25 protein-coding genes are annotated in these 23,007 nt (G+C 62.5%); 11 read left to right on the plus strand and 14 right to left on the minus strand.

Going from position 1 to position 23,007, the window contains the following annotated elements:
* Nucleotides 1-3: 3 nt before the first annotated feature.
* Both BMY91_RS11330 and BMY91_RS11335 read right to left on the minus strand, forming a co-directional pair.
* Nucleotides 4-477 (minus strand): SgcJ/EcaC family oxidoreductase, encoded by a 474-nt coding sequence (locus BMY91_RS11330; protein WP_090821942.1) that lies wholly within the window; start codon nt 475-477, stop codon nt 4-6.
* 80 nt (nt 478-557) lie between these two features.
* Nucleotides 558-911 (minus strand): iron chaperone, encoded by a 354-nt coding sequence (locus BMY91_RS11335; protein ID WP_090822591.1) that lies wholly within the window; start codon nt 909-911, stop codon nt 558-560.
* A 60-nt stretch (nt 912-971) separates the two neighbouring features.
* On the opposite strand from BMY91_RS11335, the gene BMY91_RS11340 reads away from it, so the two are divergent.
* Nucleotides 972-1,583 carry an AAA family ATPase gene (locus tag BMY91_RS11340; protein ID WP_143054064.1) on the plus strand — a complete coding sequence of 204 codons (612 nt, stop codon included), beginning with the start codon at nt 972-974 and terminating at the stop codon, nt 1,581-1,583.
* A gap of 33 nt (nt 1,584-1,616) precedes the next feature.
* Nucleotides 1,617-2,054 (plus strand): VOC family protein, encoded by a 438-nt coding sequence (locus BMY91_RS11345; RefSeq protein ID WP_090821944.1) that lies wholly within the window; start codon nt 1,617-1,619, stop codon nt 2,052-2,054.
* An 8-nt stretch (nt 2,055-2,062) separates the two neighbouring features.
* Here the strand turns inward: BMY91_RS11345 and BMY91_RS11350 are convergent, their stop codons facing one another.
* Genes BMY91_RS11350 through BMY91_RS11380 form a run of 7 tightly spaced genes read right to left on the minus strand, consistent with a single transcriptional unit; the run spans nt 2,063 to nt 8,803 of the window.
* Nucleotides 2,063-2,716, minus strand: a complete 654-nt coding sequence (locus tag BMY91_RS11350; RefSeq protein WP_256212701.1) for an alpha/beta fold hydrolase — start codon at nt 2,714-2,716, stop codon at nt 2,063-2,065.
* 14 nt (nt 2,717-2,730) lie between these two features.
* Nucleotides 2,731-3,135 carry a rhodanese-like domain-containing protein gene (locus BMY91_RS11355; RefSeq protein WP_090821946.1) on the minus strand — a complete coding sequence of 135 codons (405 nt, stop codon included), beginning with the start codon at nt 3,133-3,135 and terminating at the stop codon, nt 2,731-2,733.
* Nucleotides 3,132-3,947 (minus strand): IclR family transcriptional regulator, encoded by an 816-nt coding sequence (locus BMY91_RS11360; protein WP_090821948.1) that lies wholly within the window; start codon nt 3,945-3,947, stop codon nt 3,132-3,134. Before BMY91_RS11360 ends, BMY91_RS11355 begins: the two co-directional genes overlap by 4 nt.
* Entirely contained in the window at nt 3,948-5,570 is a 1,623-nt protein-coding gene (locus tag BMY91_RS11365) for a beta-N-acetylhexosaminidase (protein ID WP_090821950.1), read from the minus strand.
* The gene (locus BMY91_RS11370; protein WP_090821951.1) at nt 5,567-6,478 is read right to left on the minus strand and encodes a carbohydrate ABC transporter permease; all 912 of its coding nucleotides are present in this window, start codon (nt 6,476-6,478) and stop codon (nt 5,567-5,569) included. Before BMY91_RS11370 ends, BMY91_RS11365 begins: the two co-directional genes overlap by 4 nt.
* A complete protein-coding gene (locus BMY91_RS11375) occupies nt 6,475-7,467 on the minus strand; it encodes a carbohydrate ABC transporter permease (protein ID WP_090821953.1) in 993 nt (330 codons plus the stop codon). Before BMY91_RS11375 ends, BMY91_RS11370 begins: the two co-directional genes overlap by 4 nt.
* 43 nt (nt 7,468-7,510) lie before the next feature.
* Nucleotides 7,511-8,803, minus strand: a complete 1,293-nt coding sequence (locus BMY91_RS11380; protein WP_090821955.1) for an extracellular solute-binding protein — start codon at nt 8,801-8,803, stop codon at nt 7,511-7,513.
* A gap of 257 nt (nt 8,804-9,060) precedes the next feature.
* Here BMY91_RS11380 and BMY91_RS11385 point away from each other — a divergent pair, with 257 nt between their 5' ends.
* The 3 genes from BMY91_RS11385 to BMY91_RS11395 are packed head-to-tail and all read left to right on the plus strand — an operon-like array spanning nt 9,061 to nt 12,036.
* Nucleotides 9,061-9,426, plus strand: a complete 366-nt coding sequence (locus BMY91_RS11385) for a metal-sensitive transcriptional regulator (protein WP_090821957.1) — start codon at nt 9,061-9,063, stop codon at nt 9,424-9,426.
* Nucleotides 9,427-9,475: 49 nt separating this feature from the next.
* A complete protein-coding gene (locus BMY91_RS11390; RefSeq protein WP_256212702.1) occupies nt 9,476-9,709 on the plus strand; it encodes a heavy-metal-associated domain-containing protein in 234 nt (77 codons plus the stop codon).
* 8 nt (nt 9,710-9,717) lie between these two features.
* Nucleotides 9,718-12,036 carry a heavy metal translocating P-type ATPase gene (locus BMY91_RS11395; RefSeq protein WP_090821960.1) on the plus strand — a complete coding sequence of 773 codons (2,319 nt, stop codon included), beginning with the start codon at nt 9,718-9,720 and terminating at the stop codon, nt 12,034-12,036.
* A gap of 26 nt (nt 12,037-12,062) precedes the next feature.
* On the opposite strand, the gene BMY91_RS11400 is transcribed toward BMY91_RS11395, so the two are convergent.
* Entirely contained in the window at nt 12,063-12,335 is a 273-nt protein-coding gene (locus tag BMY91_RS11400; RefSeq protein ID WP_011776687.1) for a DUF2277 domain-containing protein, read from the minus strand.
* Between the two features lie 158 nt (nt 12,336-12,493).
* On the opposite strand from BMY91_RS11400, the gene BMY91_RS11405 reads away from it, so the two are divergent.
* Nucleotides 12,494-12,757, plus strand: a complete 264-nt coding sequence (locus tag BMY91_RS11405) for a WXG100 family type VII secretion target (protein ID WP_011776688.1) — start codon at nt 12,494-12,496, stop codon at nt 12,755-12,757.
* A 60-nt stretch (nt 12,758-12,817) separates the two neighbouring features.
* Here BMY91_RS11405 and BMY91_RS11410 read toward each other — a convergent pair whose 3' ends face one another.
* Nucleotides 12,818-13,837 (minus strand): EamA family transporter, encoded by a 1,020-nt coding sequence (locus tag BMY91_RS11410; protein WP_090821962.1) that lies wholly within the window; start codon nt 13,835-13,837, stop codon nt 12,818-12,820.
* 71 nt (nt 13,838-13,908) lie between these two features.
* Here BMY91_RS11410 and BMY91_RS11415 point away from each other — a divergent pair, with 71 nt between their 5' ends.
* From BMY91_RS11415 to BMY91_RS11430, 4 genes are all read left to right on the plus strand, one after another.
* Nucleotides 13,909-14,457, plus strand: a complete 549-nt coding sequence (locus tag BMY91_RS11415) for a CGNR zinc finger domain-containing protein (RefSeq protein ID WP_090821963.1) — start codon at nt 13,909-13,911, stop codon at nt 14,455-14,457.
* Nucleotides 14,458-14,668: 211 nt separating this feature from the next.
* Nucleotides 14,669-17,392, plus strand: coding sequence for a DUF7927 domain-containing protein (locus BMY91_RS11420; RefSeq protein ID WP_090821964.1), 2,724 nt, complete (start codon nt 14,669-14,671; stop codon nt 17,390-17,392).
* A 91-nt stretch (nt 17,393-17,483) separates the two neighbouring features.
* Complete coding sequence (locus tag BMY91_RS11425) at nt 17,484-18,971, plus strand: SpaH/EbpB family LPXTG-anchored major pilin (RefSeq protein ID WP_256212703.1); 1,488 nt, start codon at nt 17,484-17,486, stop codon at nt 18,969-18,971.
* Between the two features lie 106 nt (nt 18,972-19,077).
* Nucleotides 19,078-19,986 carry a class C sortase gene (locus BMY91_RS11430; RefSeq protein ID WP_090821966.1) on the plus strand — a complete coding sequence of 303 codons (909 nt, stop codon included), beginning with the start codon at nt 19,078-19,080 and terminating at the stop codon, nt 19,984-19,986.
* Nucleotides 19,987-20,042: 56 nt separating this feature from the next.
* Here the strand turns inward: BMY91_RS11430 and BMY91_RS11435 are convergent, their stop codons facing one another.
* The 3 genes from BMY91_RS11435 to BMY91_RS11445 all read right to left on the minus strand — a co-directional run bounded on the left by BMY91_RS11435 (nt 20,043) and on the right by BMY91_RS11445 (nt 22,393).
* Nucleotides 20,043-20,390, minus strand: coding sequence for a hypothetical protein (locus BMY91_RS11435; protein WP_090821967.1), 348 nt, complete (start codon nt 20,388-20,390; stop codon nt 20,043-20,045).
* A 68-nt stretch (nt 20,391-20,458) separates the two neighbouring features.
* Nucleotides 20,459-21,043 (minus strand): DUF308 domain-containing protein, encoded by a 585-nt coding sequence (locus tag BMY91_RS11440; protein ID WP_177179901.1) that lies wholly within the window; start codon nt 21,041-21,043, stop codon nt 20,459-20,461.
* A gap of 9 nt (nt 21,044-21,052) precedes the next feature.
* Nucleotides 21,053-22,393, minus strand: a complete 1,341-nt coding sequence (locus tag BMY91_RS11445; protein ID WP_090821971.1) for an MATE family efflux transporter — start codon at nt 22,391-22,393, stop codon at nt 21,053-21,055.
* A gap of 42 nt (nt 22,394-22,435) precedes the next feature.
* On the opposite strand from BMY91_RS11445, the gene BMY91_RS11450 reads away from it, so the two are divergent.
* Nucleotides 22,436-23,002 (plus strand): antibiotic biosynthesis monooxygenase, encoded by a 567-nt coding sequence (locus tag BMY91_RS11450; protein ID WP_090821973.1) that lies wholly within the window; start codon nt 22,436-22,438, stop codon nt 23,000-23,002.
* The last annotated feature ends 5 nt before the right edge of the window (nt 23,003-23,007 follow it).

The raw sequence follows: 23,007 nt of genomic DNA on the forward strand, positions 1-23,007 counted from the left end.
AGCCTATGCGGTGCCGCTCCGGCCCGCGGGCGCCTCGTACGATTCGGGCTTGAGTCCTTGGTCGGTGGCCACGTGGGTCTGCATCCCCGGGATGATGTCCGTATTTTGTGCGCTGACGGCCAGCCACCGCCCGTCACCCTGGCGCACAACCGTGAAACTGATAACGCCCCGCCGGGGTCCGGATCGTTCTCCGGTGGGCGTGATCTGGCCGGTCATGGACCATCTCCCATGAACAACGGCAACACCGCCCGGAAGCTCCCGGACCTTGACCTTTTCCAGCACCATCTCCGTGTCCGGAAACATGTGCCGGAAGCCGTAGTCGTGGTTGAACTGGATCTGCCGGCGGTTGTTCCACCACATGCCCACCACGTTGACGAAGTCCGCATCCTCCACGAAGAGCTCCGCCAGCGCCACCGGATCAGCCGCGTTCCACGCGCTGGCGAAACCATCAGCTACGTCGCGGGGGCTCGGTGTCATGGAGGCGGTCCTTCCAAGGTGGCGAGGTGGGAGTCAAAGACGTACGACGTCGGCACTCAGGTGAGCGTCGCCGTCGAGCCTTAAGTTGAAGGCAGCTGCTGCAGCCGCCACGCGATGATATCGCTGATGAGCTCGGTGGGGAGTGGGGATTTATGGGGCAGTTTGATGGCGTGCTCGGTGGTCCCGAAATCTGCCAGCTCCGCGGAGAAATGCGTGATCGCATCGGGGGTCGGATAGAACCCGACGTGGTGCTTTGTTCCAGTGAAGAAGAACAGCGGCTCGGTGCCGAGCTTGAAGGTGGGCATGCGCCAGCTGATCGATTCTTCCGCTTCATCAGGCACGGCCGAGCGGATCAGTTGGTACACGGTCAGCAGTCGTTGCCGAACATCGCCGTCGTACTGGTCGATGTACTCGCTGATGGTACCCGGTGTCACGGTGGCCTCCCTGTGAGCGATGGTGCACACCCGATCCTATTCCCGCCTAGGGTGTTGAGCATGCGAAGAATTCCAGAGACCTTCGACCAAGCAGACGGTGAGCAATCGACGGCAGGGTTGATTCTGTTGAACGGTCCACCGGGCATCGGAAAGTCGACCCTGGCCAGGCTCTTCTCCGACCGGCATCCAGGAACTTTGAACTTGGATGTCGATCAAGTCCGTTGCCTCATTGGTGGCTGGCAGGAGGATTTTCAGGGAGCGGGGAATCTGGTCCGCCCCATCGCGCTCACCATGGCTGCCACGCATCTGGCCGCGGGGCACCGCGTGATCATGCCGCAATTTCTCGACTCCGACCAGGAAATCGGATTGTTCCGCAACGTTGCCCGGAAATCCGGCGCGGGCTTTCGAGAGGTCGTTCTCATGGACACTCAAGAGTCCTCGATCGAGCGGTTCTACGCTCGCGGAGACAACCACGATCCCTGGCACGCCCGGGTCACGGCGATTGTGGAGCAGAACGGCGGGCCCCAACTGCTGAAGTCAATGTATATCGGCCTGACCAACGGCCTTCACAACCGAGGCTCCGCATCAGTCATCAGCAGCCGCAGAGGAGCGATTGAGGAAACGTACGCGCGTCTCGTGGAAGCTTTGGGTGTTGAGCCGATTCACCACTAGAGCTATTCCGCATGCCTTGGTAGCTTCGAACCCATGGCCATCAAACTTGAGAACGTCGGTATTGCTGTGCGGGACATCGAAGAAACCATCGCGTTCTTCACCGATCTGGGTCTGACAGTGCTGGGCCGCGACACCGTCAGCGGCGAGTGGGCGGATACCGCCGTCGGGCTTGATGGCAACCACGCGAAGATCGCGGTGCTCCAAACCCCGGATGGCCAGGGACAGCTGGAACTGTTCGAGTACATCCACCCGGATGCGATCGAGACGCAGCCCACCCTTCCAAACGAAATCGGAATGCACCGGGTGGCCTTCTCCGTTGACAACATCGACGAAGCCCTCGAGATAGCCGCGAAGCACGGTTGCACTCCCCTTCGCGGCGTAGCTACTTACGGTGACGTCTACAAGCTCACCTATCTTCGCGGACCCAGCGGAATCCTGGTGATGCTTGCCCAGGATCTAACGGAAGCCTGACCCCAGGGTTATCCGCTTCCGGAAATCTGCCGGGCGAAGTCATTGAGAGCGGTGGCCACGGCGTCCGGATTGCTCAACGTGGCGTAGTGACCACCAGGGATTTCCACGGGTTCTGTTCCCAGCCTGTCGCGAACCTGGCGCCTCATAAACCTCGGAGGGAAGAACAGATCGTCGCGGCATAGAATCCCCAGGGTTGGCACGTCCGGGTGTTTGCCGGGCCAGGGCCCTGACATCCAGGCCCCCTGCTGATCGCGCTCCCGTTCGGTGGCCTCCTGTGCCAAATCGTCAGGGACGAGATTGAAATATGGCTCATCGGGAATGGTCTCGCGGTCATGGCCGGTGTTGGTCCACCAGGCACCAAAGGTCTCGCCGGGCATCGGAATCATCGCCGAGAGGTACACCAGGCCATCGGAATGGAGCTCCTCGCAGACCAAGGGGGCCGTGAAGCCACCCAACGAATGCCCCACCACGATGGTGTGCTGAGCATCGCCAACCGCTTCCGTCACTGCGCGGGTGTAGTCCTCAAGTCCGGCAGCGGCATCTTCAATGGGCAAGTCGACAGCCACCACTTCATGCCCCGATGCTTCCAGCAGCGGGCCCACCAGATGCCAATCCCATGCCGTGGAACCACCACCGTGAATCAGTACGAAAACTGCCATCATGCCCCCGATTGACCTCAGGCCGGATGTGCTGTCACCAGCGCATCCGGCTCAGTTTGAACAACTCCCGCGGGTGTTTCCACAGGGAGTCCGTTACGGATCCAGTACTCGATGCCTCCGATCATTTCCCTGACGGAGTACCCCAGTTCCGCGAAGGCAAGCGCCGCTAACGTGCTGCCATTGCACCCTGGACCCCAGGAGTAGACCACTACTTGCGAACCAGCCGGAATGACGTCGGCGGCCAACGCCGGAATCTGCGCCGTCGGGATATGTACGGCACCCGGAATATGTCCGTGGTCCCACGAGGATTGCCTGCGGGTGTCCACCACAACCAATGAGCCTGGCGTGGCGTCAGCAACGTCCATGACGTCAATCTCGCACTCAAGCTTCGCCCGGAAATATTCAGCTGCACTCATACTCATGCGAGATTCGCCAGCTTCGCGGACGCCCGGCGGGAACCAAGCTTGGCGGATATCCGGAGGCTTGTCTCCGCAGCCATGGGCCCCACCTCACGGACACGTTTGGCGGTCATCCGCGACGACAACGAGGACACAGACAGGGCCGCCACTACGTGATCGTCATGACCAAAGATCGGTGCGGCCACGCACCGCACTTCCGGCTCGTTCTCACGGTCATCAATGGAGTAGCCCCGCCGCCGGATGGCTTCAAAATCAGCCCGGAGCAGCGAGGGATCCGTGATGGTCTTGTCCGTGAGCGGCTCCAGGTTTCCGGCCAGGATAGGCCCCACTACTTCCTCCGGACTGAACGCGAGCATGGCCTTGCCAACGGCGGTGCAGTAGGCAGGCATAGTGGCGCCCACGCGCGAAGCCATCCGCACTGTGGCCTCGTCCTCCACCTTGTCCAGGTACACAACGTCGTGCCCGGAAAGCACCACCAAGTGGCAGGTGCTTTCCGTGGCACGCATGAGGCTCCGGAGCTCACCATTGGCGACGCTGCGCAGATCCACCCGGTCAAGATAGGACTGGCCCAGGCGCAGACAGCCGTGACCCAGGCGGAACTTCCCGGTCTCGTGGTCTCGCTCCAGCAGGTTCTCCTCGAGGAGCGGCGCGGCTAGGCGCAACAACGTGCTCTTGTTCAGGCCAGACAGCCGGGCCAGCTCCACCAGGGCAAGCCCATCACCGTTGCCGGGCTCCTCAGCCACAACAGTGAGCAGCGCCAGCGCTTTGCGGAGTGATGCCGAGGAATTCCGGGCATCCTTGCCTTCAATAGTCACTCAGTTCCTTACAAGCTGCTCGGCGTCGTAATCGCGCTTCCAACCCTCAACACCCGGGCGTTGCTGCCACGGCGCAGGACCGGACAATGGCCGGTATTCCACACCCATGGCCTCGAGCCGTGCCAGATGCGCATCCGTGAGTCGCGTCAGGAACTCATCGTAGTCCCGGCCCTCCGGCCTGGACCAGAACACCTCGGCGATCGCACTCAGGCGGGGGAACGCTGCGAACTGCACGCGCCGGGGCGAATCCAGGTGTTCGCTCCAGATGTTGGCTTGGGCCCCCAGCAGACGGCCCGGGAAGTCAGTGCCTTCCAGGCCTGGCAGTGGCTCAAACTCGTAGACGTCCTGCAGCGTGGTCACGAAACCAACCGGCACCGGCTCCTCATCACCGTCGGCTTGGCGGTGGTCGAGGTAAAGCTTGTGCTCGGGGCACATCACCACGTCATAGCCGTTGCGCAGGGCGTCGATACCGCCTTCGTATCCGCGCCAGGACGCCACAAGAGCCCCGTCCGGAAGGCCGCCGTCGCCGATTTCGTCCCATACGGACGTGGCGCGGCCGTGGCCCTTCAAATGCAGAGCAAGCTGCCCGACGAACCAACTGTGAAGGCCCGAAACATCGTCCAAGCCCAGCTCTGCAGCCTTTGCCTGCGCTTGCGGGCTGGCTTGCCATTGTGTCAGTGGCACCTCGTCCCCGCCGAGGCTGATCCACGGGGAGGGGAAGATCTCCACCACTTCATCCAGGACGTTCCGGTAGAAATCCAGAGAGGTTTCGGACACTTCCAAAACGGTCTCATTGATGCCCCAGCGCGTCCACACCTCCACAGGCGCTGTACCCTCCGCTGGGCCTGCACCCAGCTCCGGGTACGCCGCGATGGCCGCCTGGCTGTGGCCCGGAACGTCAACCTCCGGGATGACGGTGATGTGCCGATCGGCGGCGAATGCCACGATCTCGCGAAGATCGTCCTGCGTGTAGAAGCCACCGTGCGGTCGGCCATCGAAAACACCTGCACGCCAGGAACCAAGCGACGATTCACGGCGCCACGCACCGGTTTCGGTCAGTTTGGGATAGCGGTTGATCTGGATCCGCCAGCCCTGATCGTCCGTCAAATGGAGGTGAAGGACGTTGAGTTTGTGCATGGCCATCACGTCGATGAACCGGAGCACGTTGTCCTTTGGCATGAAGTGCCGCGCGACGTCCAGCATGGTGCCGCGGTAGCCGAATCGCGGCTTGTCCTCCACTGAAACGCGCGGAACAGACCATCCATCAACAGCCCCAACCGGCGCCTGCCGCAGCGCGGCCGGGCCCATCAACTGCAACAGCGTCTGTGCACCATAGAACGCACCGGCGGCATCACCCGCAGAGATAACGACGCCGTCACTCACTTCCAGTCGATAAGCCTCGGCGTCGAGTGTGGGGTCAAGCAGGAGTCGGATATCTCCCTCGCCGGCCGGAGCGGGAGCCAGGTCCCAACCGGTGGCTGCGCCCAAAGCCCGGGCGAGCCAGCGGCGAGGACCGCGGAGTTCAGGATCGGCACCCAGAGTTGTACCGGCGTCGAGCTCCAACTCGCCAGTCCCCGCTGAAAAAGTCCACGGCGCCGGGACCAACTGGTGGAGCCCGCTCATCCCTTCACCGCCCCGGCCAGTCCGGACACCAACTTGCGCTGGACTGACACGAAGAAGATCAGCACAGGAATGGTCATAATGACCGAACCGGCCATGATGGCTCCCCAATCGTTTTGGTCGGGCTTGAAGAACGTCAGCAAGGCCATGGGCAGCGTCTGGTTCTCCTGGGCGGAAATGATGAAGGTCTTGGCAAACAGGAAGTCGTTCCACGTGGAAATGAACGAGAACACCGAACATGCCACCACACCCGGCGCCACCAAAGGGAACAGGATGGAACGAACAAACCGGAAGCTGCTGGCGCCGTCCAAACGGGCGGCCTCCTCAACTTCCAGCGGGACGGCGGCCACGAAGCCGCGAAGCATCCAGATGGCGAAAGGAATGCTGAAACCAACGTGCACCAGAACCAGCGATCCCAGCTGGTTCAGGCCCACCAACGGGATGGCTTCGCCGGCGTTGCGCAGCAGGAAGAACAGCGGAATGGTGAGTGCTTCCACAGGCACCATCTGCGAGACCAGGATGATGATCAGCAGTTTGGTGCGCATCTTGAAGTTGTAGCGCGTCAACGCCACAGCCGCGAGGAACGCCAGGACGGTGGACAGCACCACAACTACCAGCGCCACGATCACGCTGTTCAGGAAATACTGGCCAAAATTGTTCACACCAAGGACGCGCCCGAACGAGTCCAGCGACGGCTCCAGGGTGTAAGGCGCCGCGTCACCGGCGTCGAGCGCTGTTTTGGGCTTGAGTGCGGACAGCACCATCCAGAACAGCGGGAAGGCAACGATCAAGGCGATGACAATCGCCGCGGCATCGGCGCCGAAGCGGCGCTTGCCCTGCTTCCGCAGCTTCTGCGGGGCGTCAGCCTTGGTGGTTCGGCGCGGGACTGATGAAACGTCGACGGCGGTCATAGGGCTTCGCCTGTTCTCTTGAGGATCCGGAGGTAGACCAAGGTGATGACCATGAGCAGTGCGGTCATGATCACGCCCAGGGCAGAACCCAGGCCATAAAGGCTGGCGGCGAAGGCCTGCTGGTATCCATAGACGTTCAGCACCAGGTTCTGGCCGGCTATGCCACCGCCGTTGGTCATGATGTAGATCTGCGAGAAGATCTTGAAGTTCCAAATGATGGATTGGATGGTCACCACGATCACGATTGGCCGGAGCATGGGGAGCATGATGCTGCGGGCAATGCGGGGCATGGACGCACCGTCAATCCTGGCGGCTTCAATGACTTCGGTGGGGATCGCCTGGATGCCTGCGTAAACCGTGACCAGCACGAACGGGAACGAGCACCACACCACTTCGCTGGCGACTAGCCCGAAGGCCGACCATTTGTCGTAGGTCCAGGAGTACCCCTCGAACTGAGTCAGGCCGATGGCCACCAGCGTCTTGTTGACCAAACCCAGGGTGGGCTCGAACAGGAACAACCACACGGCGCTGCCCGTGACTGCCGGAGTGGCCCATGCGCCGAGCGACACCACGAACAGCAGCGAGCGGACCCACGGGCGAAGCCGTGTTGCCAGCACCGCCAAGGAGCTGCCCACCAGCAAGGTGAAGACCACGCAGGCGGTGGCGAAGACCACCGTGTTGCCCAGGACGGTCCAGAACTGCGGGTCCGCGAAGAGCTTCTGGTAGTTCTCCAGGCCCACGAAGTTCAGGGGCGCCTTGCCGCTGACCTGGGCCTGGCGGTAGTCGTACAGCGAGACGTTGATCAGCTGGAAGATCGGGTAGCCGAGCAGTGCGATCAGGACGATGAAGGCCGGCGCAAGGTAGAGCCAGGGCTCCAGTCCGCGCTTTCCGTTGGAGAAACGCCGGGACGTGCGTCCCGCCGTCGTCGAGCCTTTGCCCGGGGTACCGCCTTGCGGCGCTTCGGGCAGAACGGGAGTGAGCGCTGTCATGATGCGCCTTTGGTTGTTGGACTTTGTTGTGGGGCGTAGCGCATTACTTGGACCCGAATGCCGTGTTCATGGCGGCAGCGGCCTCCGTGGTAGCGGCGTTCACGTCAGCCTTGCCCGTGACAACCTTCTGGTACATACCGGTGAAGACACCCTGGGCGTCGATGGTGGACCAGTTTTCCGTCACCGGGACAAACTTGGTACCGGCACCCAAGGTGTTGATGAACGGTTCAACCTGCTTGTTGGTCTCCGCCACAGACTTCTGGACGTCGCTGAACGTGGGGAGGTTGCCCATGGAGTCAAACATCTTCTGCTGGTACTTTTTGCTGGCCAACAACTTCACGAAGTCTGCTGCCAAGGTGCGGCGTTCACTGCTGTTGAAGACACCCAGGTTGTTGCCGCCGGCAAAAGCCGGAGCAATGGAACCGGCAGTCTTGCCGGGAACCGGAACCACCGCGAACTTGTCCTTGATGGCGCTGGCAGCAACTGCCTTGTAGTTGAAGTCGCCGCCAATGGTCATGGCCGACTTGCCGGCGATGAATTGCTGGACGCTGGCATTGCCGCCGAACTCAGCGCAGGTCTGGGCAGGGCAGATGTCGTCCTTGAGGAGGCGGGTGTAAGCCGCAACGCCTTCGCGTGACTCTGTGGAGTCCAGGCCGGAAACGAACTTCTCGCCTTCCTTCGTGGCGATCTCGCCGCCGTTGGCCCACAAGTACGGCATGGCGGAGAACTGCGCAGCGCCGCCAACGGAGATGCCCAGCAGCTCAGGGTTTGCAGCGCGGACAGCGCGGGCCACGGTTTCTACCTCATCCAGGGTCTTGGGAACCTCAAGGCCGAGCTGCTGGAGGAGGTCCGTGCGGTAGTAGAGGGCACGAACACCCACGAACCACGGGACACCGTAGTTCTTGCCGTCGATTTCGGTGGTGTCCAGGATCTTCTGGTCCAGGTCCTTGGCTTCATCCCAGGACTTGATGTCCCCGGTGACGTCGGCCAGGCCACCGGACGCCACATAGCTGGCGAGGTCCGTGTTGCCGAATTCGGCCACATCCGGGGCGCTGGAAGGATCGTTGAACGCTGCCTTGAACCGCTCGGCGCGGCTGTCAACGGGAATGTACTGGACATCGATCCTGGCACCACTGTGTGCCGCTTCGAATTCAGCAACGGCTTCCTTGACCACCGCGGACTTGGGGTCCTGGTTGACCTCGGAGAAGAGCCAGACACGGACGGTGCCCGTCTGCTCGTCCGAGCTGGAGGCTGCGTTGTTGGAGGTGGGTGGAGCGCAGGCAGTCAATGCGAGCGCTGCGATGGCAATGGCCGCGGCGGAGCGTGCGAGTTTCAAGTGTCCTCCATGGAGAAAAGGTGGATACCGCGGGATTTCCCCCTCCGCGGCTATGAGACCAAACACTATGAACGCGCGGGTGTGGGCGGAAGCACATTCGTCAAAAGGTTTGCATTGCAAAACAAGAATCCAGTTTTTAAGCATTTTGGTCTATACCAAGAGACGTTTTGAGGGACATCGACTTTAGGTTCCACATGAAGTGAAGATACCCCCTGGGGGTACTTGACGCATACCCCCTCCGGGTATATGTTGAAAACATGAGCACTGCAGATCTGAGCATGAGCCACCCGGACGCGCCCATCATCGAGGTGGACCTGGAGCACGCCGCGCCGCATGGCTACACCAGCAACAAGGACGCCTACCTCAAGCGGCTGAAACGCATTGAGGGCCAGGTCCGCGGAATCGCGCGCATGGTGGAGGATGACAAATACTGCATCGACATCCTCACGCAGGTTGCGGCCGCCACCAAGGCCCTCCACGCAGTCAGTCTCGGGCTTGTTGAGGAGCACATCGGCCACTGCGTCGTGGGAGCAGCCTCCGAGCCTGATCCCGATGCCCGCGCCGAGCAGATCGACGCCAAAGTCAAGGAGGCCACCGATGCCATCGGGCGCCTGCTGCGGTAATGCCGCCACCAACCACCACACCATTCAACTCACCTCCAAGGAGCACGCCATGAGCCAAACCATCCAAACCAACGTGAACGTTTCCGGCATGACATGCGGCCACTGTGTCTCCAGCGTGAGCGAAGAACTCGAAGCCCTCAGCGGCGTTGAGGACGTCGCCGTAGACCTCAACCCGGGTGGCCTGTCCACCGTGACCATCACCTCAACCAGCGAGCTCTCACCGTCGGAAATTGGCGAGGCCGTGGCAGAAGCCGGCTACCTGGTGGTAGCCAACGACGCGTAGGAGTCCTCTTGAGTAGCCAGGACACTTTCAACAAGCCCGCACACCGGGTCATCGAACTCGACATCGAGGGCATGACCTGCGCCTCTTGCGTCAATCGAGTGGAACGTAAACTGGGCAAGCTCGACGGCGTAGAGGCCAGCGTCAATCTGCCCCTCGAATCAGCCCACGTGACCGTCCCGGCCACCGTGACTGACCAGCAAATCGTGGACACGGTCAACGCGACGGGCTACAAAGCCACTGTCCGCCAAGCCCCGGCGCCACACACCCGCGAACACAGTGAACACCAGCACCACGGCAACCAGACTCCGGATGCAGAACACGCCGCCCATGAAAATCACATGGATCACGGCCCCTCTGCGTCAACGCTCCGGCCGCGGCTCATAGCGGCGGCGCTGCTGACTGTCCCGGTGTTCGCCATTTCGATGATTCCCGCCCTCCAGTTTGCCAACTGGGGCTGGGTCGTCGGAGTCCTTGCCCTGCCCGTGGTGAGTTGGGCGGCCTGGCCGTTCCACAGGGCCGCGGCCATCAATGCCCGGCACTTCGCATCCACCATGGATACGCTCGTTTCCATCGGCGTCATCGCCGCTTACCTGTATTCTGCGTGGCAGTTGTTCGCAGATCCCCGGATGACAGAACACCCCGGCATGGAAAGCATGTCAGGCGGCGGTTTGTACTTCGAGGTCGCCGCAGTGGTCACCACGTTCCTGCTTCTGGGCCGGTATCTGGAGGCCAACGCGAAAGCCAAGGCCGGTAATGCGCTGAAAGCCCTGCTGAACCTGGGCGCCAAGGATGCCACGATTTTGGTGGAGGGTGCTGAGCAGAAGATTCCCGCTGATCAGCTCCTGGTGGACGACGTCATCGTGGTTCGCCCCGGAGAGAAGATCGCTACTGATGGCGTGGTCACGGACGGAGAATCCGCCGTCGACGCTTCACTGGTAACGGGCGAGTCTGTGCCGGTGGAAGTTGGCCCGGGCAGCCTGGTGACAGGCGCAACCATCAACACCTCCGGCAGGCTGCTGGTTCGCGCCACGCGGGTTGGCTCGGACACAACACTCGCGCAGATGGGTCGCTTGGTCAGCCAGGCACAAACCGGCAAGGCTCCCATCGCCAGGCTTGCAGACCGGATCAGCTCTGTCTTTGTACCGATCGTGCTGGTCATCGCACTGGCGACGTTCCTCCTATGGCTGTTCTTCTCAGGCGATCTCAATGCGGCCTTCACCGCCGCTGTTGCTGTTTTGGTGATCGCATGCCCCTGCGCTTTGGGCTTGGCGACTCCCGTGGGGCTGCTGACCGGAACGGGTCGTGGCGCGCAGCTGGGGATCCTGATCAAGGGCCCTCAAGTTCTGGAAGACACCCGGCACGTGGACACCATCCTGCTGGACAAGACGGGCACCGTGACCAGCGGAAAGCTCGCCGTGGACCACACCGTCGCTCTGAACGGTCATACCCCCGCCACCGTTCTGACGCTTGCCGGCGCCGTGGAGTCAGCGTCCGAGCACCCTATCGCCCACGCGATTGCGGCCGCCGCGAAGGACGCAATGCCCGACGCCGGGGCGTTCCCTGCCGTTGAAGGATTCAGTTCCGCTCCCGGCGGCGGAGTGCGCGGAACTGTTGTGCTGGACGGCAGCGCATACGCGGTTGTGGTCGGGCGTTCTGGCTGGCTCGAGGGAAACGGCATCACCCTCGACCCCGGCCAACGGGAAACCTTGGCTGCTGAAGAAAACGGTGGCGCCACGGCCATTTGGGTTGCCGTCGGCGGCCAACCCGCAGGAATTGTGAGCCTCAGCGACACCATCAAGCCCGGATCGGCCGCGGCGATCAAAAAGTTGAAGGGCATGGGCATCCGCCCCATCCTGTTGACCGGCGACAATGCCGCTGTGGCCGCCCAAGTGGCTGCCGCCGTCGGAATTTCACCGGACGACGTCTTCGCCGGAGTTTTGCCGGAGGGCAAGGTGGCGGCGGTTCGAAAGCTGCAGGAGTCCGGCGCAACGGTTGCCATGGCTGGCGACGGCGTGAATGACGCCGCAGCCTTGGCTCAGTCGGACCTGGGCATCGCGATGGGCTCGGGCACCGATGTGGCGATTGAAGCCTCAGACCTCACAGTGATGGGTAGCGATCTCGGTCAGCTGGTACAGGCCATTGAGCTCTCCCGAAAGACACTATCCACCATCAAGACCAATCTGTTCTGGGCGTTCTTCTACAACGCGATCGGCATTCCGGTAGCGGCCCTTGGCTTCCTAAATCCGATGATTGCCGGCGCTGCCATGGCGGCGAGCTCGGTCCTGGTGGTCGCGAACTCCCTACGGCTCCGCTCGTTTGGGAAGTAGAGCACCTGAGGGCGATGGGGTCTGGGCTAAGCCGTCCCGAACCGGACGGCGGCCCGGGCCTTCGCTTTGGCAGCTTCTTCGTCACGGTTCTTGGCCGGGCCATGGCTCACCAATGAGTCCAGGAGATGCTGCGTAATATGCGCGATCTCATGAACAGCCTCAGCGAAGGCTTCCTCGTTGGCTTTGGACGGCTTGGTGGATCCGCTGATTTTGCGTACGTATTGCAGGGCAGCGGCCTCCACTTCGGCGCTCGTGGCGTGCGGTTCGAAGTTATGAAGAGTCCTGATATTGCGGCACATAATCCCATGCTAACTATGGGCAGTGCTGCATGGGGAGGGGTGCCCATCGACGGGTTTGCGAATCCCGGGATAGGTTTTAGCTATTGGATCTTCCGGATGAGCCGGAGGCCGCTGGGGATGCCGAAGAGCTCGGGTCCGAACAAATGAAGGAGAATCTCATGGCTATTTGGGGTGCAGATGTTGATCAGCTTCGTCAGCTCGGTAACAAGCTGAAGGCCGGCGCCGAGAACATCGAGCAGCAGCGTTCACAGCTGAAGGGTGCTCTCGACGGTACCGACTGGAAGGGCCCGGACGCTGACAAGTTCCGCGGCGAGTGGGACAGCCAGCACGCTTCCAACCTGAAGAAGGTTGCCGACGCACTTCGCGAAGCCGGCGATCGCGCTCAGAAGAACGCTGAGCAGCAGCAGCAGGCTTCCAACTAAGACAGTTGGGAAGGGCCCCGGACGCACCAGCGTCCGGGGCCCTTCGCTTTTAAGTTTCGCCTAGCTCCGTGAAGCCTTGGTGACGGGCCCGGACGGGACTGGTTCGACGTCGTTGACGTGATCCAAAGCCGGGGCGGCACGGCGGTCTCCGCGCAATTCATCGATGCGTACCAGCACCACGCCGCCAACAATCAGAGCACCACCCAGCAGTTGGATCGGGCCGGGCAACTCACCCAGCAGCAACCAAGCCCACACCACGGCAAAAAGCACTTCAGTCAGGGAGACGAAGGACGCCACCTTGGAACCCAGACTGCGGGCCGCCATGATTCCGGAGACATATGCCAGGACAGTGGCCAGGACGATCAGTCCCACAGCGGATACCCACCAAGGCGTAGTCCAGGGACCAAGTGTGGTGTCAGCGTTGCTGAACGTCATGGGGAGCAGACCCAGCAAGCCAACCAGCCACATCACCAGCGCACCCACAAGGAGACCACCAGATGCGAGGACCAGCGGCGGAAGAGTCTCATTCTCCTTTGCCGTTATGAAGAAGTAGATCACCAGGCACACGGCAGCCGCCATGCCCCAGAGGACGCCAACAAAGTCGACCTTCACTGCGCCGGTCAGGTCCAGCACCAGAACCAGGCCACCCAAGGACAGCAATGCCCCCGCCGCGGTGAGCGCGCGGGGCCGCCGCCGGCTTGCGATCCACAGCCACAGCACGATCATCACCGGCGCCAAATACTCAAGGAGCAGGGCAACTCCCACCGACAGCCGGGCCACAGCGTTGAAGTAGAACAGTTGGCAGCCCGCCACACCGATGAGCCCGAACAACAGGATGGTGAGCCAGTTGTCCTTGAGCTGGTGCCAGCGTCCGCGAAGCACCACGACGGCGGGAATCACCAGAATCAGCGCGGCGCCTGTGAGGCGCACGGCAACTGCGGCACCGGGTGACCACCCGGTTTCCAGCATCGACTTGGCAAACGATCCGGACGTGCCAAACACAGCGGAAGAAAAGAGCGCGATGCCGAGTCCCGATGCCAGGAAACCTTTTGCATCAGCCTTCGTCGTTGGAGCTGACACAGCAGCCTCCTGTCAGGAGTAAAGTGGGCTTATGGTCATGACAGTACTCCCGAAACATGTAAGGAGTCAAAGTGCTTTTTGCGCCTGACACCGAGGTAGCCCTTCGCAGCGTCGTCAATCTGATCAACACCGCGGCCAATGGTGAAGAATCACTCACCACCCCGGCCGACCTCAATGCCTTCCTCGACGCCGAAGAGTTCACCGGCTCAAGGTCCGGGAGCGCGGCAGAGCTACGCAGCATCAAGCGGCTTCGCATCGAACTTGCAGCACTCTGGAGCTCTGACGAAGACACGGCAGCCAAGTCCGTCAACAAGCTGCTCACCGATGCCAAGGCCCTGCCCCAACTGGTCAAACACGACCATTGGGACTGGCATCTCCACGCCACCACCCCCGAGGCGCCCCTGGCGGATCGAATGGGAACCGAAGCGGCGATGGCCATCATTGACGTAATCCGCAGCAAGGAAATGGACCGGATGCGCGTATGCGCGGCGGATGACTGCGACGCCGTCGTGCTGGACCTCAGCCGAAACCGCTCCAAGCTCTACTGCGACACCGGCAACTGCGCCAACCGCGCCCACGTTGCCGCATACCGGGCAAGGAAAGCGGCGGAGGCTGACTAGAACAACACCGGGACAATGCGGCGGCACGCCTTGTGGCGAGGCCAAGCCAATCCCGCCACCCTGGCACACCCTGATTTGCATGTGATGTAGATCACGCAGAATCTGGCGTCACGAAATTCAATGTAGTTTCACCTATCCCCCAGTACTAAGCAGCGGCGGACTCACGGCGCGAGCTGCGCGACCACGCGCGTCAAGGGAAAAGGGAATCCACATGCAGAAGCAACTCGAGCATTTCCATGCTCACGCCAAGGCGAGACATGGCGCCAGGCCTGCCCTTGGCCTGATGATGTGCGCGCTCCTGGCTCTGGTCAGCATCTCTGCGTACGGCGTGGCCAGCTGGCCTGCTCCCGCGGCCGCCGCGCCCGGCACCCCTGGCGTCACCCAACCGGGGACCCTGGTCTACAGCGAAGACTTCTCCAACCAAAACGCGGCAACTGCCCCGATCCCGCTCGGGACGTACGTTGGCGGGACGGCGGCCCAAAACGAGCAGTACACGGCAGATGCGGCCTGGCTGCCGGGCGCGCAGGCCTGCAACGGCTGGATTCTGCGGCAAGGCACCCCCTTGCCTGCCAACGGCGGCGCCATCATCAACAACGATCAGTGCGGGCGCAACGGAGCCATCGGGTTCCTGGGTGACATGGCGTACGTGATGGGCAAATACCAAGGCATGTCCGATGCTCAGGCAGCCCAGAACCAGATCCTCAGCGAGTACACCAACACCACCAACGGAACCCAAGCCGCAGGACTGCAGCTGCAGACAACCAAAAACAGCATTCCCACCATCGCCGGCCACTATTACGCCATCTCGGGAATCTTCGCGGAGACGAACTGCTTCTCCAACCACGCCAGCCAGGAATTCTCCATTCTGATCAACGGGGTACCCACAGTAGTGGGTTCAAGCCTGGACCCCTGCTCCGATCCCAGCAGGCAAGTCATTTCGTATAACAACGTCAACTACAGCGTGGCAAAACTGCAGTCCGGCGCCATCCAGGTCCCCCTCACCGGCACGGCACCCACATTGGGTGTCAGGGTACGGAACCTGCAGGCGACAGGCACGGGCAACGACGTCGGCTTTGACCTCCCCCAACTGGTGGACGTAACTCCGCAACTGGATAAGGCCTTCTCTCCTACCAGCATGTACCAAGGCCAAAACACGGTCCTGAGCTACACGGTGACCAACACCAGCGACCTGATGGCCAAGAATGGATGGCGCTTCGTTGACACGCTGCCCGCTGGGCTAACCGCCGTGGGCCCCCTCGGTGGCACGTGCGTCCGAACTGCCGGCACGGTCTCCGGTGGAACCGTGGATGTTACCGGCAACCTGGCCCAGGGCACTGCCTCGTGCACCATCACGGTCACCGTTACCAGCAACACCCCGGGTTTTTACAACAACTCCGGCTGCGTGGCCAATAACGCTACGACGATCACCAACTGCACCAACAACTTCCCCACGATTACGGGCCTCTACCCGCCCGGCACGGCACCGCTGACCGTTCGTCCGTTGACGGATCTATCCATCACAAAGAAGGCCAATATCACGGCCTACATCCCGGGGCAGCCCATCACTTACACCGTGATTGCGCACAACAACGGTCCCAGCGACGCCATCAATGCCATCTTTACCGACCCACTGCCGGGTAGCCTCGCAGGCTCTGCCTGGACCTGCGTTGTCACGGCGGCAGGTACATCCAACCTGCCTCCTGCCGGGCCAACGTCCTGCAATGCCCCGAGTGGATCAGGCAGCATTTCCGGCACAGTCCGGATCAACACTGGCGGAACACTGACCTACACGGTCACCGGAACAGTGGCGGCGGGTACTACTGGAGACATCGTCAACACAGCCACCATCGTGCCCGCTGCTCAAACGGCTGTTCCCAACATGCCTGGCGGCGGCCCCGACCCAGTGCCAGGTTCCACCACCCAGGTCCCCACCGTGGACCCGGCCTGCCCGCCACTCCCCGGGGTGGGATGTTCGGCAACGGTGACAACCCCCGAGGATCCGCAGTGGACCATCGCCAAGAGTGCAAAAGTAAACGGCACACCTGGCACCACATCGGTCAAACCCGGCGCCACGATCACCTACACCGTGACCGCCACCAGCACCAGGGGCCAGATCAACAACGTCGTCCTCACCGACAACCTGTCCGATGTCCTGGGTCAGGCAACCTTCGCGCCAGGGTCCGCCACCCTCACCATTGGCACCGCAGCCCCCGTAGCTGTGGCGAATCCCGTGGCACCATCCACCATCCTGACAACCCAGCCCTTCACTCTGCCTGCCGGCCAGACCGCAACACTCAGCTACAACGTGACGGTCAAGCAGGATGCTTGGAGTTCCCAGTTGGTCAACGTCGCAACCGGCACGGGCAGCGTCATACCCGTCCGGTGCGCCACGGGAAGCACGCCATTGGCACCCGAGTGCTCCACCATGCACCACACGCCGGCCAAGATCCTCATCGAAAAGGTTGGGGAGTCCTCCGCTGAGGTGTGGGTTCCCATGGCGGGTTCCACATGGGCCATCCGTAACGACGCCGCAGGAACTCCGGGGCCGGTCAACACGAGCTACACCGTGGTGCCCATCGCTTCCCACACCGGGCAGTTCCAGCTCGAAGGCATCGAACCAGGCGTTTACTGGCTCGAAGAAACCCGGGCTCCGGAAGGGTTCAACCTGCTGGCCGAGGCTGTGCAGTTCACGGTTGCTTCCAACGGTGCCGTAACACTCGGCCAAGGAAGCGGCTCCGGAGTGGTCACAGCCAGCGACAGTGACGCCAACGGCATTTTCCTGGTCACCGTTCGCGACGTCCCGGCTTTGAAGCTGCCGGAGTCAGGCGGTGCCGGCTGGTGGCCCTTGACGGCAGGTGGGGCATCACTGCTCCTGGTCGCCTTGGTCCTTGCCTCCAATAACTTCAGGCGCACGCGCATCCGCGCATCTGCCTGACCCACAAGTGGTCCCACCGCCCGGTAGGGCCACGTCTCCCCAAAAATGTTCGCTCCGAGCATCGCTACACAACATTAGAAAGAGGATAGAAGTGAGTATTTCAAGCCCCCGGGGTCTCTGGAAGACCGCCGCCGCCACTATTGCCGGGGCGGTGCTGGCTGTGTCGTTCTCCGTAGCTCCGGCATCGGCCGCTCCCCTGGTTGATGGCGACCAGACCGGTTCCATCACCGTCCACAAGTTCGAACGCCCCACCACCCCCACGGGGCTGCCCAACAACGGCACCGAGGTGGACACAAGTACCTTAACGGCCTTGGCGGGCATCGAGTTCACCGTCCAGCAGGTCAATGCCATCGATTTGTCCACCAACGCAGGGTGGGACGCAGCGCATAACCTGAGCAGCGTCTTCACGCCGGCGAACCCGGAAGGTTCCATCGCGGGTGCCGGGTTCACCCTGGGTACCGGTCAGGCTCAGACCACCGATGCAGCGGGGACCGCCGCCTTCGCCAATCTCCCGGTCGGCCTCTACCTGGTGAGTGAAACGGGCTACCCGGCCGGGGTAACCCCATCGGCTCCGTTCCTGGTTTCCGTACCGTTGACGGACCCGGACAACAAGGACAACTGGATCTACGACGTCCACGTCTACCCCAAGAACTCCATCACGGGTGCGGAGAAGACCGTCACTGATGCTCCCGACGTCAAGCTCGGCGACCAGATCGACTTCACCATCACAGGTGACATTCCGAACGAAGCCGTCATTGACGGCTACAAGATCGTGGATGCTTTGGACACCAAACTGACCTACCTGGATGCCTCCGCCACCCTAGTTGATGGCACGGTTATCACCGAAGGTATGCACTACACGGTTGAATTCGATGCCAACACCAACACCGTCTCTGTCATCTTTACCCCGGCCGGCCGCGCCGTGCTCGCCGCACACAACGGCACCCGCGTTCAGGTTGTGGTGAATACAAGCGTCAACACCATCGGCGAGATCGAGAACGAAGCGCTGGTCTACCCGAACCTCGGCAGCTTCACCGGCACCCCGGGCCAGCCCGGCGGTCCGATTGTTACTCCCCCGGTTGTTACCAAGTGGGGCGAAATGACTCTTCAGAAGGTCAACGAGAACGGCGCGGCACTGGCCGGTGCTTCCTTCTCCGTCTACGCCAACCAGGCTGACGCACAGGCCGGCACCAACCCGATCGCGCTCAATGGCCAGACCATCTTCACCGTGGCCGCTGATGGAACCCTCACCATCTCCGGGTTGCGCTACTCTGACTGGGCCAACGGCGCTGCTGTAGCACCCGGCTCCGCGGATTACCGCACCTACTACCTGGTGGAGACCACCGCCCCGGCAGGCTTCGAGCTCCTTGCTGAGCCGGTCTCCTTCCTGATCAACTCCACAAGCACCACGGTGGGCGTCGACGTGCAGGTCAAGAACATTCCTTCCAACGGCGGCTTCGAACTGCCGCTGACCGGTGGCGCCGGAACCGGCCTGCTCTACGCAGCCGGAGCACTCCTGGTGGTTGGCGCCGGGCTCCTGCTGGTTCGCTCACGCCGGAGCACCACCAACAACCAGTAACTGAGGGCCCACCCAAGGTCCGCAGCTTGAACACCGGAGTGGGGAAGAACGCCCTAAGGCGTGCTTCCCCACTCCGCTTGCCCCAGAGCACACTTCCAGGATTCTGATGACACCGCCTCGAGCTTCACTGCAGAAAAGACTCCGCGCCGCATGGAACCTGCAGCGCATTCTCATCGTCGTGGCCGCAGCCATGGGCGTGGGTGTTTTGCTGTATCCCACTGCTGCAGCATGGTTCTCCGACCGGGTCCACGCCACTGAGATCAGCGGTTATGCGGACACTGTGGAGAATCTGGCCCCCTCCACCCAGGAGGCGCTTCTGGATGAAGCGCGGCGATTCAACCAAGCACTGCCTTCGGGCCCTCTCCGTGACCCTTACTCCTTGAACGAAAAGGGCGAGCAGACCGTGGTGGGAGCCGGTTCCGAGGCGTACAGGAAACTGCTGGACGTGGGTCCGGGCGGCATGATGGGACGCATCAGTATCCCCTCCATCCACGCTGACCTGCCCATCTTCCATGACACCGACGAAGAGACTCTTTCCAAGGGCGCCGGACACCTCTTTGGCTCGGGACTTCCGGTTGGCGGGAAGGACACGCACAGCGTTATCACGGCACATTCAGGCTTCGTCAATGCCACTCTCTTCGACAACCTGGACAAGGTGGTCACCGGGGACGTCTTCTCAGTCGACGTGCTCGGAGAGACGCTCTATTACAAGGTGGATCAGGTCCTTACGGTGCCACCCGAAGATACCGACGATCTCCGAAAGGTTCCGGGTGCAGACCTCATCACCCTGGTCACCTGCACCCCCAAGGGCATCAACAGCCACAGGCTTCTGGTCCGCGGAGAACGAACCGATCCACCGTCCGGAGAGTCAGCACAGTCGTTTCCCAGCCAGGCACTGGACCCCGGGTTCCCTTGGTGGGCCTTGGCACTGATCGGCACCACGGTCCTGATCGTCCTGGCTACCCGCCCCCGCAAGCGCGGGCGTCGGGAAGCAGTTGCCAAAGCGGCTTCGTGAGGCCCTGGCGCCCACAAAAAAGCGCTCCCCCACCGAGGTGAGGAAGCGCTGGAAGGTTAGCGGCCGGCGTCGGGCGTTTCCGTCTCGTCCGGTGAGTCCGGGGTACCCGGGCCGCCGTGGCCGCGCTTGGAGCTGAGGTTGATACCGGATCCTTTGCCGAGGTGGTCGGCATTCTCCTTGTGGCTCATGGACAGCATGGCAGCCACAACCAGGCTCACGATGAACGCAATGCCGGCGCCGGTGAACGCGAGGTCGAACCGCGGTGCCCGCGCACTGCCGCCGGAGGCGAAGATGAGCACGGCAACAAAAGCCAGTACTGCAAAGAACGCGGAGAACATGAGGGGTCCCTTGACCGAGGTCCGCATCTTGCGCGGTTCTCCTGGTGTCTGGTCTGCCACGGTCATTCCTCCAATGATGGCGGTTCGTGTCCGCCGGTCTGCAAAAGTTCTACGACGAGTAGAACGTCCAGCTACTAGTTTACGGCCTCGGGCGAAGCACCCGGCGCAGCAGCCTCAGCAGCAAGGCCGGAAGCAATCCGGGCGTCGTGCCGCAGCGTCAGGCCGGAGAGTATCCACAGCACGCCTGAAATGATCGCTCCACCGCCTGCAACACCCAACAGCGCGTGGGCCCCAAGCGAGGTGAAGAACGGCAGCGCCCCAGCTGTGCCCACGGCAATGACGCCGGAAATGAGCCAGTCCCGGGCCACCAGATCCCGTTTTCGGAGTCCATGCATGAACTCCAGAAGGCCCAGCACCAGCAGCGCAAACATCGCCGACAGGGATACGCCGGCATCAGATTGAGTGATCAAGGCACCAACGCCGCCCAGCGCCACAACCGCAGGCACGGCGATGGGCAGAGCGCGGGACATCCACACGGCTGCAGCGGTTGCGATCAGATACAGCCCCACGGCCCACGCCAGGACATGCACTGACGGGGACGCCCAAAAAATAGTGACCGCACCAAACACCAGCGCAACCGTGGCGCGGATGAGCACGGGTTTCCAGAGCACGTCCGCGGAGGCAGGAGGGGTCTGGGCAGGAGTCGCTGGGAGAGTCACCCGTCCAGTTTAGTGCGAACCCAGCACCATCCACCGATCGGTCCGTGCTCGCAGCCCCAAAGTCACCCCGCGGGCCAGCATGTAGCCCAGCGCAAACGCGGCCCACAACCACAGAAGCCCCGCCACGCCGTCGGGCCTTACTTGGTAGATAACCACCAGCAGCGGCAAATAGACCGCTAAATTCACGACGCCGGCAATCGCCAGATAGCGCGCGTCACCGGCGCCTATGAGGACACCGTCCAGGACGAAGACGTACCCGGCCAGGGGCTGTCCCACGGCAAGGACCCAAAGCGCCACGGTCAAAGCTGAGCGGACGCCCTCGTCCGGGGTGAAGATGTAGCCCGCCCACGGGGCAGCTATGGCCAGCAGCGCGCCGGTGATCACGCCGAACCCCAGGCCCCAGCGGACCATGGTGCGGGTCAGCTCACGGACCCGGTGGGCGTTCCTGGCGCCGAGTTCCTTGCCGATCAGGGCCTGCGCGGCGATGGCCAGGGCATCCAAGGCGAACGCGAGGAAGGAGAAAATGGTCATGGCCAACTGGTGCGCCGCCAGGTTTACGGCACTCTGAGCGGTCACCACCAGGACAGTGGCCAGGATGGCCAGACGAAGGCTGAGGGTGCGGAGCATGAGCCACGAACCAACCTTGGTCATGGCCCGGATGCCATGCCAATCGGGCCGCAGGGACACTCCGTGTTGCCGCGCGTTTCGGCTGACCATCACCAGATAGACGGCGGCCATGGCCCACTGGGCGATGCTGGTGCCGATTGCCGAGCCCGCGACGGAGAGATTCAGGCCGTACACCAGGAACCAGTTCAGCGCGATGTTCAGGGCGAAGCCGGCCGTGGCCACGAGCAGCGGCGTCCGGGTGTCTTGCAGCCCGCGAAGAATACCGGTGCCCGCAAAGATGAGGAGCATTGCGACCAGGCCGGGCATGGACCATCGCAGGTAATCGACGGCGAACTCGCGTACGTCCCCCGTTGCGCCCATGAACCCAACCAGGGGCTCGGCCGCCACGAAGCCCACCACCGCGAGCGCCAGCCCCAGCAGCAAGGCCAGCCAGACGCCGTCGCGCCCTGCCGCCAAGGCCTTCCCCAATTTTCCATCGCCGATCGCACGGGCCACTGCCGGCGTCGTGGAGTACGCCAGGAAGACCATGAGTCCTACCGCGGTGTGCAGGACGGTGGACGCGAGGCCAACTCCGGCCAGTTGGTCCACGCCCAAGTGGCCCACAATTGCGGAGTCGGCCAGCAGGAAAAGCGGTTCGGCGATCAGTGCGCCGAAAGCGGGGACGGCCAGGCGCAGGATCTCGCGGGCGTTGGAGCGGGGTGTGGTGGTTGTGGTTTGAGGCACTAAACAAGCCTAGTCCGCCACGGGCCGGGTACATTTGGGGCCGTGTCACACGAGCATCCCGTCACCGTTTCCGTCGCCCGCACCATCCTGCCCGGCTACACCCGGCAGGCGAATGCGTGGGCCCATGCCGGCCAGGAGCTGGCCCGCGAATGGCCCGGCTATCTCGGCTCCGGGTGGGTGCGCAATGGCGTGGATTCCAGTGAATGGCACATGCTTTACCGCTTCGCCGACGCCGATTCGCTGCAGGAGTGGGAGAACTCCGAGGAGCGTCGCTGGTGGATAGATAGTGCCAGGGACATGATGGAGACCACCCGCGTTGAGCGGCACACTGGAATTGAGGGATGGTTCTCGCGGCCCGGCGACGTGTCCGTCGTAGTCCCCGAGACGGTGGTACCGCCGCGCTGGAAGCAGGCCATCAGCATCTTCCTCCCGTTCTTCCCCCTCAGCCTGCTGGCGAATTTCCTGTTGCACCCTCTGACGCAAAGCTGGCCTCTGGTGTTCCAGGTGCTCCTCAACATCGTGATTCTGACGCCGCTGATGACGTACATCTTCCTTCCGGTGACTACCCGGCTCCTGCAGCCTTGGCTTCAGGCAAAGCCCCGCAGGTAGCTGCG

The sequence above is a fragment of the Arthrobacter sp. yr096 genome, assembly GCF_900108925.1.
Taxonomy (GTDB): Bacteria; Actinomycetota; Actinomycetes; order Actinomycetales; family Micrococcaceae; genus Arthrobacter.

Excerpts from the sequence above, each read along its gene's own strand:
- BMY91_RS11430 (WP_090821966.1), top strand. The coding sequence starts at position 19,078 with ATGACACCGCCTCGAGCTTCACTGCAGAAAAGACTCCGCGCCGCATGG.
- BMY91_RS11355 (WP_090821946.1), bottom strand. The coding sequence starts at position 3,135 with ATGAGTATGAGTGCAGCTGAATATTTCCGGGCGAAGCTTGAGTGCGAG.
- BMY91_RS11400 (WP_011776687.1), bottom strand. The coding sequence starts at position 12,335 with ATGTGCCGCAATATCAGGACTCTTCATAACTTCGAACCGCACGCCACG.
- BMY91_RS11435 (WP_090821967.1), bottom strand. The coding sequence starts at position 20,390 with ATGACCGTGGCAGACCAGACACCAGGAGAACCGCGCAAGATGCGGACC.
- BMY91_RS11340 (WP_143054064.1), top strand. The coding sequence starts at position 972 with ATGCGAAGAATTCCAGAGACCTTCGACCAAGCAGACGGTGAGCAATCG.
- BMY91_RS11420 (WP_090821964.1), top strand. The coding sequence starts at position 14,669 with ATGCAGAAGCAACTCGAGCATTTCCATGCTCACGCCAAGGCGAGACAT.
- BMY91_RS11330 (WP_090821942.1), bottom strand. The coding sequence starts at position 477 with ATGACACCGAGCCCCCGCGACGTAGCTGATGGTTTCGCCAGCGCGTGG.
- BMY91_RS11385 (WP_090821957.1), top strand. The coding sequence starts at position 9,061 with ATGAGCACTGCAGATCTGAGCATGAGCCACCCGGACGCGCCCATCATC.
- BMY91_RS11370 (WP_090821951.1), bottom strand. The coding sequence starts at position 6,478 with ATGACCGCCGTCGACGTTTCATCAGTCCCGCGCCGAACCACCAAGGCT.
- BMY91_RS11350 (WP_256212701.1), bottom strand. The coding sequence starts at position 2,716 with ATGATGGCAGTTTTCGTACTGATTCACGGTGGTGGTTCCACGGCATGG.
- BMY91_RS11405 (WP_011776688.1), top strand. The coding sequence starts at position 12,494 with ATGGCTATTTGGGGTGCAGATGTTGATCAGCTTCGTCAGCTCGGTAAC.
- BMY91_RS11345 (WP_090821944.1), top strand. The coding sequence starts at position 1,617 with ATGGCCATCAAACTTGAGAACGTCGGTATTGCTGTGCGGGACATCGAA.
- BMY91_RS11375 (WP_090821953.1), bottom strand. The coding sequence starts at position 7,467 with ATGACAGCGCTCACTCCCGTTCTGCCCGAAGCGCCGCAAGGCGGTACC.
- BMY91_RS11365 (WP_090821950.1), bottom strand. The coding sequence starts at position 5,570 with ATGAGCGGGCTCCACCAGTTGGTCCCGGCGCCGTGGACTTTTTCAGCG.
- BMY91_RS11390 (WP_256212702.1), top strand. The coding sequence starts at position 9,476 with ATGAGCCAAACCATCCAAACCAACGTGAACGTTTCCGGCATGACATGC.